This window comes from Micromonospora ferruginea, assembly GCF_013694245.2.
Lineage (GTDB): Bacteria > Actinomycetota > Actinomycetes > Mycobacteriales > Micromonosporaceae > Micromonospora > Micromonospora robiginosa.
Genome location: NZ_CP059322.2, coordinates 1855459 through 1869851 on the forward strand (window position 1 = coordinate 1855459; position 14393 = coordinate 1869851).

The 14393-nt window shown below is 75.6% G+C and carries 11 protein-coding genes; 7 read left to right on the top strand and 4 right to left on the bottom strand.

What is annotated here, in order from left to right; translation table 11 throughout:
* Positions 1-101: 101 nt before the first annotated feature.
* On the bottom strand, positions 102-449 hold the full coding sequence (locus tag H1D33_RS08110) for a histone-like nucleoid-structuring protein Lsr2 (protein WP_181572831.1): 348 nt from the start codon (positions 447-449) through the stop codon (positions 102-104).
* Positions 450-691: 242 nt separating this feature from the next.
* Between H1D33_RS08110 and lon the strand changes: the two genes are divergently transcribed.
* Positions 692-3028: an endopeptidase La gene (gene lon / locus H1D33_RS08115; protein WP_181568659.1), complete on the top strand. Its 2337-nt coding sequence runs from the start codon at positions 692-694 to the stop codon at positions 3026-3028.
* A gap of 230 nt (positions 3029-3258) precedes the next feature.
* Positions 3259-3759, top strand: a complete 501-nt coding sequence (locus H1D33_RS08120) for a hypothetical protein (protein ID WP_220138679.1) — start codon at positions 3259-3261, stop codon at positions 3757-3759.
* Between the two features lie 66 nt (positions 3760-3825).
* Here H1D33_RS08120 and H1D33_RS08125 read toward each other — a convergent pair whose 3' ends face one another.
* The gene (locus tag H1D33_RS08125) at positions 3826-5580 is read right to left on the bottom strand and encodes a DEAD/DEAH box helicase (RefSeq protein WP_181568658.1); all 1755 of its coding nucleotides are present in this window, start codon (positions 5578-5580) and stop codon (positions 3826-3828) included.
* A 116-nt stretch (positions 5581-5696) separates the two neighbouring features.
* Positions 5697-6521, bottom strand: coding sequence for a hypothetical protein (locus H1D33_RS08130; RefSeq protein WP_181568657.1), 825 nt, complete (start codon positions 6519-6521; stop codon positions 5697-5699).
* Between the two features lie 155 nt (positions 6522-6676).
* Between H1D33_RS08130 and H1D33_RS08135 the strand changes: the two genes are divergently transcribed.
* From H1D33_RS08135 to H1D33_RS08145, 3 genes are read left to right on the top strand one after another with little or no spacing between them, the layout of a single operon-like run.
* Entirely contained in the window at positions 6677-7819 is a 1143-nt protein-coding gene (locus tag H1D33_RS08135; protein WP_181568656.1) for a sensor histidine kinase, read from the top strand.
* The gene (locus tag H1D33_RS08140; protein ID WP_181568655.1) at positions 7816-8421 is read left to right on the top strand and encodes a response regulator transcription factor; all 606 of its coding nucleotides are present in this window, start codon (positions 7816-7818) and stop codon (positions 8419-8421) included. Before H1D33_RS08135 ends, H1D33_RS08140 begins: the two co-directional genes overlap by 4 nt.
* Positions 8422-8467: 46 nt before the next feature.
* Positions 8468-9001: a 2'-5' RNA ligase family protein gene (locus H1D33_RS08145; protein ID WP_181568654.1), complete on the top strand. Its 534-nt coding sequence runs from the start codon at positions 8468-8470 to the stop codon at positions 8999-9001.
* A 37-nt stretch (positions 9002-9038) separates the two neighbouring features.
* On the opposite strand, the gene H1D33_RS08150 is transcribed toward H1D33_RS08145, so the two are convergent.
* Entirely contained in the window at positions 9039-11210 is a 2172-nt protein-coding gene (locus H1D33_RS08150; protein ID WP_246411543.1) for a glycoside hydrolase family 43 protein, read from the bottom strand.
* Positions 11211-11364: 154 nt separating this feature from the next.
* On the opposite strand from H1D33_RS08150, the gene H1D33_RS08155 reads away from it, so the two are divergent.
* Both H1D33_RS08155 and H1D33_RS08160 read left to right on the top strand, forming a co-directional pair.
* Positions 11365-12105, top strand: coding sequence for an ArsR/SmtB family transcription factor (locus tag H1D33_RS08155; RefSeq protein WP_181568652.1), 741 nt, complete (start codon positions 11365-11367; stop codon positions 12103-12105).
* Between the two features lie 1437 nt (positions 12106-13542).
* A complete protein-coding gene (locus H1D33_RS08160; protein ID WP_246411541.1) occupies positions 13543-14340 on the top strand; it encodes an isocitrate lyase/PEP mutase family protein in 798 nt (265 codons plus the stop codon).
* The last annotated feature ends 53 nt before the right edge of the window (positions 14341-14393 follow it).

A 14393-nucleotide genomic window follows, 5' to 3' on the forward strand; every position in this document is an offset into this window, starting at 1 on the left:
CCCGACCGGGTGACGCGAAAATTGTCGACCGGACAGAACTCGACCGGGGTCACACCGATTTCTCGGTCCGACCCCGGGCGCCCGACGGTGAACCGGAAGGCTCAGCGGTTCTTGTACGCCTCCACCACGGAGACCGGGATGCGCCCGCGCTCGGAAATCTCGTGGCCGTTCTTGGCCGCCCATTCGCGGATGGCGCGGTTCTGCTCGCGGTCCATTCCCGAGGTGCTCGGCCGGGTGGCGCGCCGGGCGGTGCGGCCGGCGTCGACGGGTCCGCGGCCGATGCGCCGGCCAGCGCTGATGTAGGGGTCCAGGGCCTTGCGCAGGACGCCCGCGTTCTCGTCGGAGACGTCGATCGTGTATGCCACGCCGTCCAGGCTGAACTCGACGGTCCGATCGGCCTTTCCGCCGTCGAGGTCGTCGGTCAGAACGGTGATTACTTTCCTTGCCATCGCCATTACTCCCTGTGTCGGGCGGGGTGTGGCTAAGAGTTTGACCTACCAAGCGGTAATTTCGCAACAATACCCCACCCGTTTCAATCGGCGGGTCGCGGAATCGGTGGTCGGCAAAAAGGTCGACGGGGTCGCGGGCGGGTCGGTCACGCCGGGAACGTGTCCTGGGTCACACACCGGAACAAGGGGAACGGTTTGTTACTTGAGTCAGACACGCTCAACCGACGATGGCAGGTGTTTCGATGGCAACTCTTCCGGTACTTCCCCTGACCGACGCCGTCCTGCTGCCCGGGATGGTCATCCCGGTGACCCTCGACCCGACCACCCAGGCCGCGGTCGACGCGGCCCGCGCGACCGGTGACAAGACGCTGCTGGCGGTGCCCCGCATCGACGGCGAGTACGGCCCGGTCGGCGTGGTCGCCACCATCGAGAAGGTGGGCCGGCTGCCCAGCGGCGAGCCGGCCGCCGTGGTCCGCGGTCTCACCCGGGCCCGCATCGGCTCCGGCGTGCCCGGCCCCGGCGCCGCGCTCTGGGTCGAGGCGACCGCCCTCGACGAGCCTGCCCCGGCCGGCCGCGCCCGGGAACTCGCCCGCGAGTACCGGGCACTGACCACCTCGGTGCTCCAGCAGCGCGGCGCCTGGCAGGTCATCGACGCGATGGAGCGGATGACCGACCTCTCCGAGCTGGCCGACTCGGCCGGCTACGCGCCCTGGCTCAGCCTGGCGCAGAAGACCGAACTGCTGGCCGCGCCGGACGTCACCGCCCGGCTGGAGCTGCTGGTCGGCTGGGTGAAGGAGCACCTGGCCGAGCAGGAGGTCACCGAGCAGATCAACAGCGACGTCCGCGAGGGACTCGAGAAGTCCCAGCGCGAGTTCCTGCTCCGGCAGCAGCTCGCCGCGATCCGCAAGGAGCTGGGCGAGGACGAGCCGGACGGCTCCGCCGACTACCGCGCCCGCGTCGAGTCCGCCGAGCTGCCGGACGACGTCCGCGCGGCGGCCCTGCGCGAGGTCGGCAAGCTGGAGCGGGCCAGCGACGCCTCACCCGAGGCGGGGTGGATCCGCACCTGGCTGGACACGGTGCTCGAGATGCCGTGGGGCACGCGTACCGAGGACCACACCGACCTGACCGCGGCGCGGGCCGTGCTGGACGCCGACCACGCCGGCCTGGCCGACGTGAAGGACCGCATCCTGGAGTACCTCGCGGTGCGCAACCGCCGCGCGGAGCGCAACCTGGGTGTGGTCGGCGGACGCGGCTCCGGCGCGGTGCTCGCCCTGGCCGGCCCGCCCGGTGTCGGCAAGACCAGCCTCGGCGAGTCCGTCGCCCGGGCGCTCGGCCGCAACTTCGTCCGGGTCTCGCTCGGCGGCGTGCGCGACGAGGCGGAGATCCGGGGGCACCGGCGCACCTACGTCGGCGCGCTGCCCGGCCGGATCGTACGGGCGCTGCGCGAGGCCGGCTCGATGAACCCGGTCGTGCTCCTCGACGAGGTCGACAAGCTGGCCGCCGGCTACGCCGGCGACCCGGCCGCGGCCCTGCTGGAGGTGCTCGACCCGGCGCAGAACCACACCTTCCGCGACCACTACCTGGAGGTCGACCTCGACCTGTCCGACGTGCTGTTCCTGGCCACCGCCAACGTGGTGGAGGCGATCCCCGGCCCGCTGCTGGACCGGATGGAGCTGGTGACGCTGGACGGCTACACCGAGGACGAGAAGGTGTCCATCGCCCGCGACCACCTGCTGCCCCGGCAGCGGGAGCGGGCCGGCCTGACCGCCGAGGACGTGACCGTCGCCGACGAGGCGCTGGCGCTGATCGCCGGGGAGTACACCCGGGAGGCCGGCGTCCGGCAGCTCGAACGGGCCCTGGCCAAGATCCTGCGGAAGGTGACCGTCGCGCTGGCCACCGACCCGGCGCCGGTCCGCGTCGACACCGCGAACCTGGCCCGCTACCTGGGTCGGCCGAAGTTCACGCCGGAGTCGGCCGAGCGGACCGCCGTGCCCGGCGTGGCGACCGGCCTGGCCGTCACCGGCGCGGGCGGCGACGTGCTGTTCATCGAGGCCACCGGCATGGAGGGCGAGCCGGGGCTGACCCTCACCGGCCAGCTCGGCGACGTGATGAAGGAGTCGGCGCAGATCGCGCTGTCGTACCTGCGCTCCAACGGGCGACGGCTCGGCATCGACCCGAACGCCCTCGCCGGGCGGCGGATCCACGTGCACTTCCCGGCGGGCGCGGTGCCCAAGGACGGCCCGAGCGCCGGCATCACCATGGTGACCGCGCTGGCGTCCCTGGTGACCGGCCGGCCGGTCCGGCCCGAGTTCGGGATGACCGGCGAGGTGACCCTCTCCGGGCGGGTGCTGCCGATCGGTGGGGTGAAGCAGAAGCTGCTCGCCGCGCACCGGGCCGGCCTGACCGAGGTGATCATCCCGAAGCGCAACGAGCCGGACCTGGACGACCTGCCCGCCGAGGTCCGGGAGGCGCTGACCGTGCACACCCTCGCCGACGTCGCCGACGTGCTCGCGTTGGCGCTGCGGCCGGCCGAGGTGGACGCGCGGAGCATCGGCGGCCAGCCGCTCGCCACAGCCTGACCCGACCGCTGCCGTCGGACCCCCGTCGCCCTCCCGGCGGCGGGGGTCCGCGCGTACGAAATGCGAGAGGAATTCGAGGCGACAACGCCGTCGTGCAGTTTCTGAAACTGTCGACATGTCGCCCTGGTGGCCTCGGTGGAGGCGTCCTAAGCTGCGGTTATTCGGCCCCGACGGTGAATGTGGCCCGTTCCGGACCGAATTCGGAAACAGTTTTCGGAAAGGGGCGTCCCATGTCCACCACCACCTCCCTGAGCCCGCTCCGCAGGGTCGCGCTGCTCGTCGGCGTGGTCCTCGCCGGCGTCCTCGTCCTCGCCGCCCCGGCGTCCGCCAGACCGGGTGGGCCGGTTGGTCGGGACCACGTGTTCACCCTGCCCGCCGCGTCGGCGGCCGGCCGGCCGGTGAGCGTCCAGGCGGTGACGCCGACCGTGTCGCCGGCCGCCCGCCAGGTGCGGCACGTGGCGGCCGGGAAGCCGGCCACCTGCGCCAGCGGCAACCTCTGCACGTTCGTCTGGGACCCGACCACGTCGAGCTGGAAGATCTTCGACCTCTTCGCCTGCGCCCGCTACGCGCTGGCCAACTGGCAGGGCGCCGGCTTCTACGTCAACGCCCAGACCGGCGGCCCGACCGTCACCTTCTACGGCCAGAGCGGCAACGTCCTGAACTCCTTCACCGGCACCGGCACCGGCTCGCAGAACTGGGACCCGGTCTGGTCCATCCGCAACTGCACCTGAGCGCCACCCGGCGCCGCGCCGGATCGACCTCGTCGGGGCCGGTCCGGTCGCGGCGGTCCGGGCCACCTACCGCCGGTCGCGCCGGCCCTCGTAGCGGCGCTCGCCACCCGGGTCGCCCTGGCCGTCCCGGTCGCGCCGGACGGTCGCCTTGCGGCCCTTGATGGTGCTGCCGCGCAACCCCGCGATCACCTCGTCGGCCAGCTCCTGCGGCACCTCGACCAGCGAGAACCGGTCGGCGATCTCGATCGAGCCGATGTCCCGGCCGCTGGCCCGGGTCTCGCCGGTGATCGCGCCCACCAGATCCTGCGGCCGCACCCCGGCCCGCCGGCCCAGGCCGATGAAGACCTGGGCGGTGCCGGCGGCGCGGGAGCGTACCCCGGCCCGCCGGTCCCGGCCCTCGGTCCCCGGCCGCCCGTCCCGGTTCGCGCGGACGGCGACCTGCGGGATCTCCTCCTCGTCCGCGGTGCCGGGCAGGGTGGCCTCGTGCGCCAGCCGCACCGCGGCGAGCGCCACCTCCATCAGGTCGAACTCGTCGGTCAGCGACTCGACGACCGCCCGGAACGGCTCCAGGTCGTCCTCGAGCAGGGCCTCCCGCACCGCGGCCTGGGTCAGCTCGAACCGCCGGGTCCGCAGGTCGGCGACCGTCGGGATCTTGTCGATGGTGATCCGCTGGCCGGTGACCCGCTCGATCGTCTTGAGCATCCGGTGCTCGCGCGGCTCGGCGAGGGTGATCGCCACCCCCTCCCGCCCGGCCCGGCCGACCCGCCCGATCCGGTGCACGTACGCCTCCGGCGCGGACGGCACGTCGTAGTTCACCACGTGGGTGAGCTGCTCGACGTCCAGCCCCCGGGCCGCCACGTCGGTGGCGACCAGCAGGTCCGCGGTGCCGCCCCGCAGCCGGCCCATCACCCGGTCCCGCTGCTCCTGGCTCATCCCGCCGTGCAGCGCCTCGGCCCGGTAGCCCCGGCCGTTCATCGTTTCGGTGAGCCGGTCCACCTCCTCCCGGCTGCGGCAGAACACGATCGCCGCGGTGGGCGACTCGACGTCCAGCACCCGGCCCAGCGCGGCCGGCTTGTGCGCCCGCGCCACCAGGTAGGCGCTCTGCCGCACCTTCGGCGCCGCCCCGGCCACCGGGCGCTCGCGCTCGATCCGGATGCGGACCGGGTCGGTCAGGTGCTGCCGGGCCAGCCCGTCGATCCGGGCCGGCATGGTGGCCGAGAAGAGCACCGTCTGCCGGCCCTCGGGGGCGTGCTCCAGGATCGCCTCGATGTCCTCCGCGAAGCCCATGTCGAGCATCTCGTCCGCCTCGTCCAGCACCACGGTGGCCAGCGAGCCCAGCCGCAGCGTGCCCCGGGCGATGTGGTCGAGCGCCCGCCCGGGCGTCGCCACCACCACGTCCACCCCGTGGTCCAGGGCGCGCAACTGCCGGCCGATCGGCTGGCCGCCGTAGATCGGCAGCACCCGGGCGCCCAGGTCCTTGCCGTAGCGGTGGAACGCCTCGGAGACCTGCACCGCCAGCTCCCGCGTCGGCACCAGCACCAACGACACCGGGTCGCCGTCCGGGCGCGCCACCGGCATCCGCTGCAGCAGCGGCAGCGCGAACGCGGCGGTCTTGCCGGTGCCGGTCGCCGCCTGCCCGAGCAGGTCCCGACCGGCCAGCAGCGGCGGGATGGCCTCGCTCTGGATCGGGGTGGGCTCCTCGTAGCCGAGGGCGGACAGCGCCCCCAGCAGCTCGGCGCGCAGCCCGAGATCCGCGAAGGCGGGGGCGTCCTCGGCGTCGGCGGGGGCGGTGGGGTCGGTCGGGGTCGGTGCGGCGCTCATCCGACAAGCCTTTCATCACCGCCGGACGCGGGTCGCGGCGACCGGCGCAAACGTTCGCCGCGCCACCCGGACCGGCCCCTCCGGGTGACCCGGACCGGCCCCGTGCCCGGTCCGGGTCACCGGGACAGGACGGCCAGCAGCGTGGTGATCCCGACCGCCACGTCCAGCACGGCGCACCACTGCGCGTACCCCCGGGGCACCACCCCGCCGGTGCGGTGGTGCCAGAGGTCCCAGCCGGTGTGGCCGAGCCACCCCAGGCCGACCAGCACCCCGGCGACGCGGTCCGGCACGGCCACCGCCACCGCGGCGAGACCGCCCCACCCGGCCAGCCCGGCGAGCTGGACCCCGAGCCGACGCCGGTCGCCCCACTGCCGCCGCCAGGTGCCGAGGAGCAGGTAACCGCCCGGGAGCACCAGCAACGTCCAGGGCGGGACCACGGTCGGCGCGAACCACATGTCGGCGGTCATCAGCAGCGCCAGGGCGGCCGGCCAGCGGCGCGCCACCGCCGCCGCCGGGCGGCGCGGTGGCGTGACGCCGGGCGCGTGGTGGTGCCGCAGCGCCACCAGCACCATCGCCGGCACCATCAGCAGGTGGCCGCCGAGCATCAGCGCGTGGTCGCCGACCAGACCGGCCCACCAGGGCGGGAGCAGGAGCAGGAAGGGCACGAACATGGCCGCCGTCATCTGCGCCGTGGCCGCCCACCCGTCGCCGCGGTGCCACATCCAGGCGACCATCCCCAGGGACATGTTCGTCGCCATCACCAGCGCGGCGACGTCCGCCCGGGCCAGCACGCCCGCGCCGCCGACCGCCTGCCCGACGGCCCGCCACAGCGGGCCGAGCAGCACCATGCCGGCCACCATCGCCACCATCATCCCGGCCAGGTGCCGGGTCCGGACCCATCCGGCCCACCGCCGGGGTACGCCTGCCGTCATCTCCGTCATGCACCGACCCTGCCGGCGCGGCACGCACCGGACCAGGCGCGTTCGTCATCGGAGAACCGTGCGGAACGCACGGTTCGGCCGTGACATCTCTCCCGGGTGCCGGCGGCGCCCCGCCGGGCGGGAGATCGGCGTGCCACGACCTAGGATCGGCGGGCATGACGGTCGAGGCGGTGGACCACCGGTTGCGCCGGGCCCGGCGCGTCACCCTGCTGTCGCTGGGCACGAACGTGTGGACCACGGTGCTGCTGCCGGCCGTCGGCCTGGCCCGGGAGCCGGACCCGGTGCGGGTGGCGTTCGGCGCGGTCGCGCTGGCCGCATTCACGGTGACCCAGGTGGCGGTGCTGCACGCGGCGGTCACCCCGTGGCTCGCCGCGCCGGCCCGACGTCGCCGGCACCTTGCGCTGGCGGTGGCCGCGCTGCTCAGCCTGCCGCTGCTCGGCCCGGTGGCGGCCGGCGCCTGGCCCACCTGGGCCTGGCTGGGCGCGTCGCTGGTCGGGATGACGCCGCTGCTGTTCCGGCCGGCGGTGGCGGCGGCCACGGCGCTCGGGGTGCTCGCCACCGCCGCCGGGGTCACCCTGGCGACCGGCGGCCCGCTGCCCACGGCGCTGCTGGTCACCGGCGGGGTGGGCGCCGGGATCGCGGCACTCACCTGGGTCCAGGTGTGGTTCTGGGACCTGCTGGTCGAGGCCCGACAGGGGCAGGCGGCCCAGGTGCGGCTCGCCGCGGCCGAGGAGCGGCTGCGCTTCGCCCGGGACGTGCACGACCTGCTCGGGCACGATCTCACCGTGATCGCGCTGAAGGCCGAGCTGGCCGAGCGGCTGGCGCCGGTGGACGGCGCCCGGGCCGGCCGGGAGGCCGCCGAGGCACGGCGGCTCGCCGCGTCGGCGCTGACCCGGGTCCGCGCGGCCGTGCACGGCTACCGCGCCGTCGACCTGGCCGAGCAGGCGGCCGCGCTGGGGGAGGTGCTGCGCTCCAGCGGGGTGCGCTGCACCGTCGGGCCGCCGGTGGGCGAGCTGCCCGCCCCGGTCGCCGCCGACCTGGCCGCCGTCCTGCGGGAGGCCGGCACGAACGTGCTGCGGCACAGCCGGGCCGGCTGGTGCCGGATCGAGTTCAGCCGCGACGATGCCCTGGTGACGCTGACCGTACGCAACGACGGCGCCGGTGGCCCCGGCCCGGACGCGTTCAGCGGCGGCCTGCGCGGACTCGCCGACCGGCTCGCCCCCGCCGGTGGTCGGGTCCGGGCCTCCGCCGACGACGGCGTGTTCAGCCTCGTCGCGACCGTGCCGGTGCCGTCGTGATCCGGGTGCTGCTCGCCGACGACGAGGAGCTGATCCGGCTCGCGCTGGCCGCCCTGCTCGACCTGGAGCCGGACATCGAGGTGGTGGCGCACGCCGCGGACGGCCGCGCCGCCCTGGCCGCGGCGCTGGCCCACCGCCCGGACGTGGCGGTGCTGGACCTGGAGATGCCGCCGCCCGGCGGGGTCGAGGTCGCCGCCGAGCTGACCCGGCTGCTGCCCGGCTGCGCGCCGGTGATCCTCACCGGTCACGCCCGGCCCGCCCACCTCCGGCCGGCGCTGACCGCCGGGGCGCGCGGGTTCCTCGCCAAGGGCGCGCCCGGCGGGGCGCTGGCCGACGTGATCCGGCGGGTGCACTCCGGCGCCCGCTACGTCGACCCCGCGCTGGCCGCCGACGCGCTGACGCTGCCCGAGTGCCCGTTGACCCCGCGCGAGCTGGAGACCCTGCGGCTGGCCGAGCTGGGCACCCCGGTCGCGGTGATCGCCCGGCGGACCCACCTGGCCGCCGGCACCGTCCGCAACCACCTGAGCGCCGCGGTGCAGAAGCTCGGCGCCACCGACCGGGCCGAGGCGGTCCGGCGCGCCCGCGAGGCCGGCTGGCTCTGACCACGCCGGGGCGTCGCGGCCCGCCGCCGGGGACTAGCCTGATCCGGTGCGGACGGTGGAACTGATCTGCTCGGAGGAGCTGGACGCGGGCGTGCGCGCGGCGTGGAGCCGGCTCGCCGCCGCCGGGTTGCCCAGCCTGGCCGCCAACACGCACCCGACGAACCGGCCCCACCTGACGCTCGCCTCGGTCGACGAGTTCCCGCCCGGCGCCGAGCGGCGGCTGGGCGACCTCTTCGACGCCGCGCTGCCGCTGCCGGTGCGGCTGGGCCGGTTGGAGGTCCTCGACGGCAGCGCCCCGCTGGTCTGGCTGGTCCGCCCGACGCCGCAACTGGTCGCGCTGCACGGCGCGGTGTGGGACGTGCTCGCCGAGGCGACCGGCCCGCACCCGTGGCACCTGCCCGACCGGTGGGTCCCGCACCTGAGCCTGGCGTTGCGCTTCCGGGGCGCGGACCGGCGCCGGGCCCGGGCGGTCGCCGGGGCGCAGCGGCCGGCCGGGGAGTTCGTGGCGGCCCGCAGCTACGACGGCGACACCCGCACGGTGAGCGGGCTGACCACGGCCGACCCGCACCTCGGCGGTTGACCGGGGCCGCCCCGAGCGGGGACGGCCCCGGTGCCGGTCAGCGGTGGAAGCGCAGGTAGTCGAACTGCGCCGTCACCGCCGGCGTGGCGCCGCCGTGCGCGACCAGGCCGATCCGCGGCGTGGTGTCCGCCGGGAACGTCCACACCGCGCCCCACGTCCAGCGCCTGCCGTCCGGGCTGGAGCCGGCCCGGAACTCGTGCTCGCCGTTCACCGGGTCCACCCGGTGGGCCAGCCGCAGCCAGGTGGTGGCGCCGGGGGTGCCGACGATGCTGCCGCCGTACACCGGCTGGCCGGCGAAGGGCAGCTCGTAGCCGAACTCGACCTGCCGGGTGTTCCAGATCGCCACCGTGCTCAGCCGGGCGAAGCGGTCGTCGTCGACGTACGCGACCAGGCCGGCCTGCTGGTAGTTGCGGACCGTCTCCTCGCCCAGGTCCAGCGTCACCTTGGTCTCGGCGACGTAGTTCCCGGCCGGCGCGTCGCGCAGCAGCACCCCGGCGGTGTTGCCGGTGCCGGTCAGGTCGGCGTCCTGCACCGGCCAGCGCAGCGCGCCGCCGGACACCGTGGCGGCCGGATCCTGGCGGATCCACCGCCAGGCCGGGTCGAGCCCGTCGGTGAACTCGTCGGACCAGTCGCGCAGCACCGGGCCGACCCGGGGCGGGGCGACCGGGTGGCGGGCCGGGCGGTAGAGGCGCGCGGCGCTGACGTTGTCGAACTCCGCCGGGCCGCCCTCGGCGCGGACCGCGAGCGCCCCGTCGGCCGGGCGGGGGAGCCGCAGCGACACCCGGGCGACCGGGTCGCCGAGGCGGGACGGGCCGATCGTGGCGACGAGCTGCCGCCCGCGTACCTCGATCGCGAGATTGTGCCGGTCGCGCAGGTCGGTGCCGGCGGGCAGCGGGACGCTCGCCGAGCCGGCGGTCAGCCGGCCCCGGCCGACCCGGACGTCCACCGTGCCGAGCCGTAGCCCGGCGGTCTGCGCGCCGGTGAGCCGCAGGTCGGTCTCCACCCGCAGGTCGCCGCCGAGTGCGGTACGCGAGGCCAGCGTGCCGGTGCCGGTCAGCACCCCGCCGGCCGCCCGCCAGGCGCCGGACTCGGTGCGCCAGCCGCGCAGGTCGGAGGTGGCGAAGCGGGCGTCGACGCGGCCGGTGGTGACCGGCGCCGGGCGGGCGCCGTCGGAGGGGCCGGCGCCGGCGTTGACGGTGGGCCACCCGTCGATCCAGTCGAGACGGTCCAGCAGCATCGGCCGCTCGTTGATGCCGAACGGCTCGTCCAGGTAGGGGTCGGCGCGGTCGATCGCGTGGTAGGCGATCCAGTCCTGCCCGGACAGGTCGGTGAGCACCGCGTTGTGGCCGGTGCCGATCCAGCGGTTGCCGTTCTGGGTGAGCACCGGCGTGCCGCCGGCCCGGGAGACGTCGAGGCGTCGGCCGTCGCGGTCGACGAACGGTCCCCGCGGGTCGCGGGACCGGCCGACCTGCACCGAGTAGCCGGTGGCCGGGCCGGCGCAGCAGTTCGCGGTGGAGGCGAACAGGTAGTACCAGCCGTCGCGGCGCAGCGCGTACGCGCCCTCGAACTTGTTGTCCACCGCGACCGGGGTCGGGTCGCCGACCGCTCGCAGGCCGTCGGGGGAGAGTTCGGTGACCGAGATGCCGCCGTAGTAGCTGCCGTAGTACAGGTAGGACCGACCGTCCGCGCCGGTGAGCTGGCTCGGGTCGATGGTCCACAGGTAGCCGCCGCCGGGACCGGGGCGCGGCGCGACCACCGGGGCGTCGGCGAACGTCCACGGCCCGGCCGGGCTCGGCGCGGTGGCCACGCCGACCGCGGTGTCGAACGTGTCGTCGGAGACGGTGGTGTCGGTGACGGTCATGTACATGACCCAGCGGCCGGCGACCCGGCGCACGTCGGGCGCCCAGAACGCCGAGCCGGGCGTGGCGTAGGCCGGGCGCTGGTCGGCGCCGAACGCGTCGCCCACGTAGGTCCAGTCGACCAGGTCGGCGGAGCGGGCGACGGGCACCCGGTGCGCCCGCCCCTCGCCCTCGCGCAGCGGGTCGGAGGTGCCGAAGGCGTACCAGATCCCGTCGTCGCCGCGGACCACGACCGGGTCGGCGAAGGTGTCGGCGAACCCGGCGGAGACCGGGTTGCGGTAGCGGTCGGCTCCGGCGGCGGGCGCGGGCGCCGCGCCGGCGAGCAGGAGCGTGAGTACGGCGGCGAGCACGCCGCCACGATTAAGGTGTCGCATCGGGCCTGCCTCGGAGTCGACGGAGGTCACTGCGGTGCACACGTTTCTACAACGTTGGATACAACGATGTAAAGAGCGGCTGCCGGACCGTTCGGCACCGGCCGAACCGTGCCCGTGCCAGCATGGCCCGATGACCATCCGTGCCGACGGCCGAGGACTGGCCGGCTTCGCCGCGCTGCTGGCCGACCCCACCCGGGCCGGCTTCTGCCTCGCCCTGCTCGACGGGCGCGCCTGGACCGCCGGGGAACTCGCCCGTTCCGCCGGCGTGGCCGCCTCCACCGCGAGCGACCACCTCACCCGACTGGTACGCGGCGGACTGCTGGTCGAGGAACGGCAGGGGCGACACCGCTACGTCCGCCTCGCCGACCCGACGGTCGCCCACCTCGTCGAGGACCTGGCCGCCCGGGCGCCCGCGCCGGCCACCCCGCCGCGCACGTTGCGCGCCGCATCCGCCGGCGCCGCCCTGGCGTACGCCCGGACCTGCTACGACCACCTCGCCGGACGACTCGGCGTGCTGCTGTACGACGCGCTGCTCGCCCGCGGCGTGCTGGACCGGAGCGCCGGCCTGACGCTCACCCCCACCGGCACCTCCTGGCTCGACGACCTCGGCGTGCCCGTCGAACCGCTGCGCGCCACCCGGCGACCGCTGGTACGCGACTGTCTCGACTGGACCGAACGGCGCCCACACCTGGCCGGCGCGCTCGGGGCCGCGCTGTGCGTACGCCTGCACCACCTCGGCTGGACGGTGCCGGGAACCGGCCGGTCGGTGCGCCTCAGCCCGACCGGTCGCCACGAACTGGCCGAGGCGCTCGCGCTCGACCCGGCCACGCTCGCCCCGCCGTCCCGCGACGGCGGACCCGCCCGCGCCTGACCCCCGCCTGACCCACGTCCGCCCGCGCCCGGCCCGCATCCGACCGTCCCCACTCGCGCCTGGCCCGCGTCCGACCGTCCCCACTCGCGCCTGGTCCGCGTCCGCGTCCCCTCATGCCTGGCGTGCGTCCGCTCATACCGTCCCCTCGTGCCTGGCCGCGGCCGCTCGTGCCTGGCGCGCGGCCGCTCGTGCCTTGCCCACGTCCGCTCGTGCCTTGCCCACGTCCGCTCGTGCCTGACTCGTGTCTAGCCCGCGCCTGAGCCGCATTCGATCGGTGCCCGACCGCGCCGACCTCGACCCGCCACTCGCCCTGGGTGCGGCGTTACCCGTCGCCCAGAGGGCGTTCTCTCGCTGCTGCCACTCGGCTCGCCCACTCCACCTCGACCGAGGGCGGAGGCGGGTCCGTTCTGCCCCACGCCGTCTTCCGCCCCAGTTCCCACCTCGTCTTCGGCCCGAGCTCTGCGCTCCGCCCCGGCCCCGCCTGCTCGGCCCCCCGGTTGAGCGCTGCTAAGAGTCGCTCCCGCCTCGACTTCGTCGATCTTGGAGTTGTGGTGCCACGGTATGCCGGCTTTTTACCCCTATCGGAGGTGCCACAACTCCAAGATCGCGGTGGGATTGGCGGATTGTGTCCGATTGCCGCGCAGTGGGGCGGGCAGGGTGGGGGCGGCCATCTGGATCCGGGATTGATGTTCCGTGGAGTGGGAAACGGGGAGATCTTGGTAGGAAAGCGCCCCTATGGGGGCCGTTTCGTACCAAGATCAGCCGGAGCCGGAGCCGGAGCCGGAGCCGGAGCCGGAGCCGGAGCCGGAGCCGGAGCCGGAGCCGGAGCCGGAGCCGGAGCCGGAGCCGGAGCCGGAGGCGCGTGCCGGAGGCGCGTGCCGGAGCCGGAGCTGTGTGCCGTGTGCCGTGTGCCGGCACCTTCCCGGACCTGACGTCTGGGATGGCCGCCCCGGTCGAGCCCGACGCCGGGGCTGTCCTGACCCATCGTTCGGTCCGGACCGAACGGTCGGCGACTTACGGTCGTCCGGTGGAGTCGACGATCGCGGCCGTCCCCGGTGAGCCGGGGCTGCGGGCCGCCGGTGCGCGACGGCGACGGGGTCACCCGACTCGCGGACGTCGTCGCCGCACTGACCGCCCCCCTGCCTGGTGCCGCCGAGCTGGGCCCGCCGCTCCGGCGTGCACCCTGGGCTCGCTGCGCGCCTCGGCGCGCCGGTTCAGCCCGCCCACATCGCATCCCGCCCGCCGGATGATCGGCGTCACCGCGCCCGTCAGCCTCGGCCCGCGCGACCCGTCCCGCGCCGCCGCTCGCCCGGCCGGCGGGTTTCTCGCCGCCGGCCTGTTAACAGGGGGCCCCGCCTATACCCCAGGCGTTAAGAAGGGGCCCCGCCTTACACCCGGGGGCGCGACGCTGCGTGGTCCGAGACGTTGGGGGGATCTGTGACGATTGAACGCTTCGCCGCCTTCCGTGCGCTGCACCGGCCGGGCCGTCCTCTGCTGTTGCCCAACGCCTGGGACCACGCCTCCGCCGCCGCGCTCGCCGCCCGGGGTCACGCGGCGATCGGTACGACGAGCCTCGGCGTCGCGGCGGCGGCGGGCCGGCCGGACGGCGTCGGCGCGACCCGGGTGGAGACCCTGGAGTTGGCCCGCCGCCTGCGGGGCGTGCCGGTGCTGCTCACCGTCGACGTGGAGGGCGGCTTCGACGACGACCCGGCGGCGGTGGCCCGGTACGTCGGCGAGCTCGCCGCGCTCGGCGTGGTCGGGGTGAACCTGGAGGACGGCCGTCCGGACGGCACGCTGGCCCCGGCGTCGCTGCTCGCCGCGAAGGTCGCGGCGGTACGGGCGGCCGCCCCGGGTGTCTTCGTGAACGCGCGCACCGACGCGTGGTGGTGCGGTGTGCGGTCGCCGTCGGCGGAGGCCCGTCGGCGGGCGGCGGTGTGCCGGGCGGCCGGCGCGCACGGCTTCTTCGTCCCCGGCGCGCCGGACGAGGAGATCGGCGCGCTGGCGGCGGAGGTGGGCCTGCCGCTGAACGTGCTGTACCGCCCGGGCGGGCCGGACCTGGCCGCGCTGGGCCGGCTCGGCGTGGCCCGGGTGAGTACCGGTTCGTTGCCGTTCCGGGCGGCGCTGGGCGCGGCGCTGCACCTGGTCGACGCGGTCGCCGCCGGGCGGGAGGCGGGGCTGCCGCCGGCGCCCGGTTATGCAGAGGTGCAGGCGTTGGCGGGTGGGCCGGCTACCTGATCGGGCGCCTTCGGGCCGATTGGTCCCGACGACCCCCTTCCGTCCCCTTACGG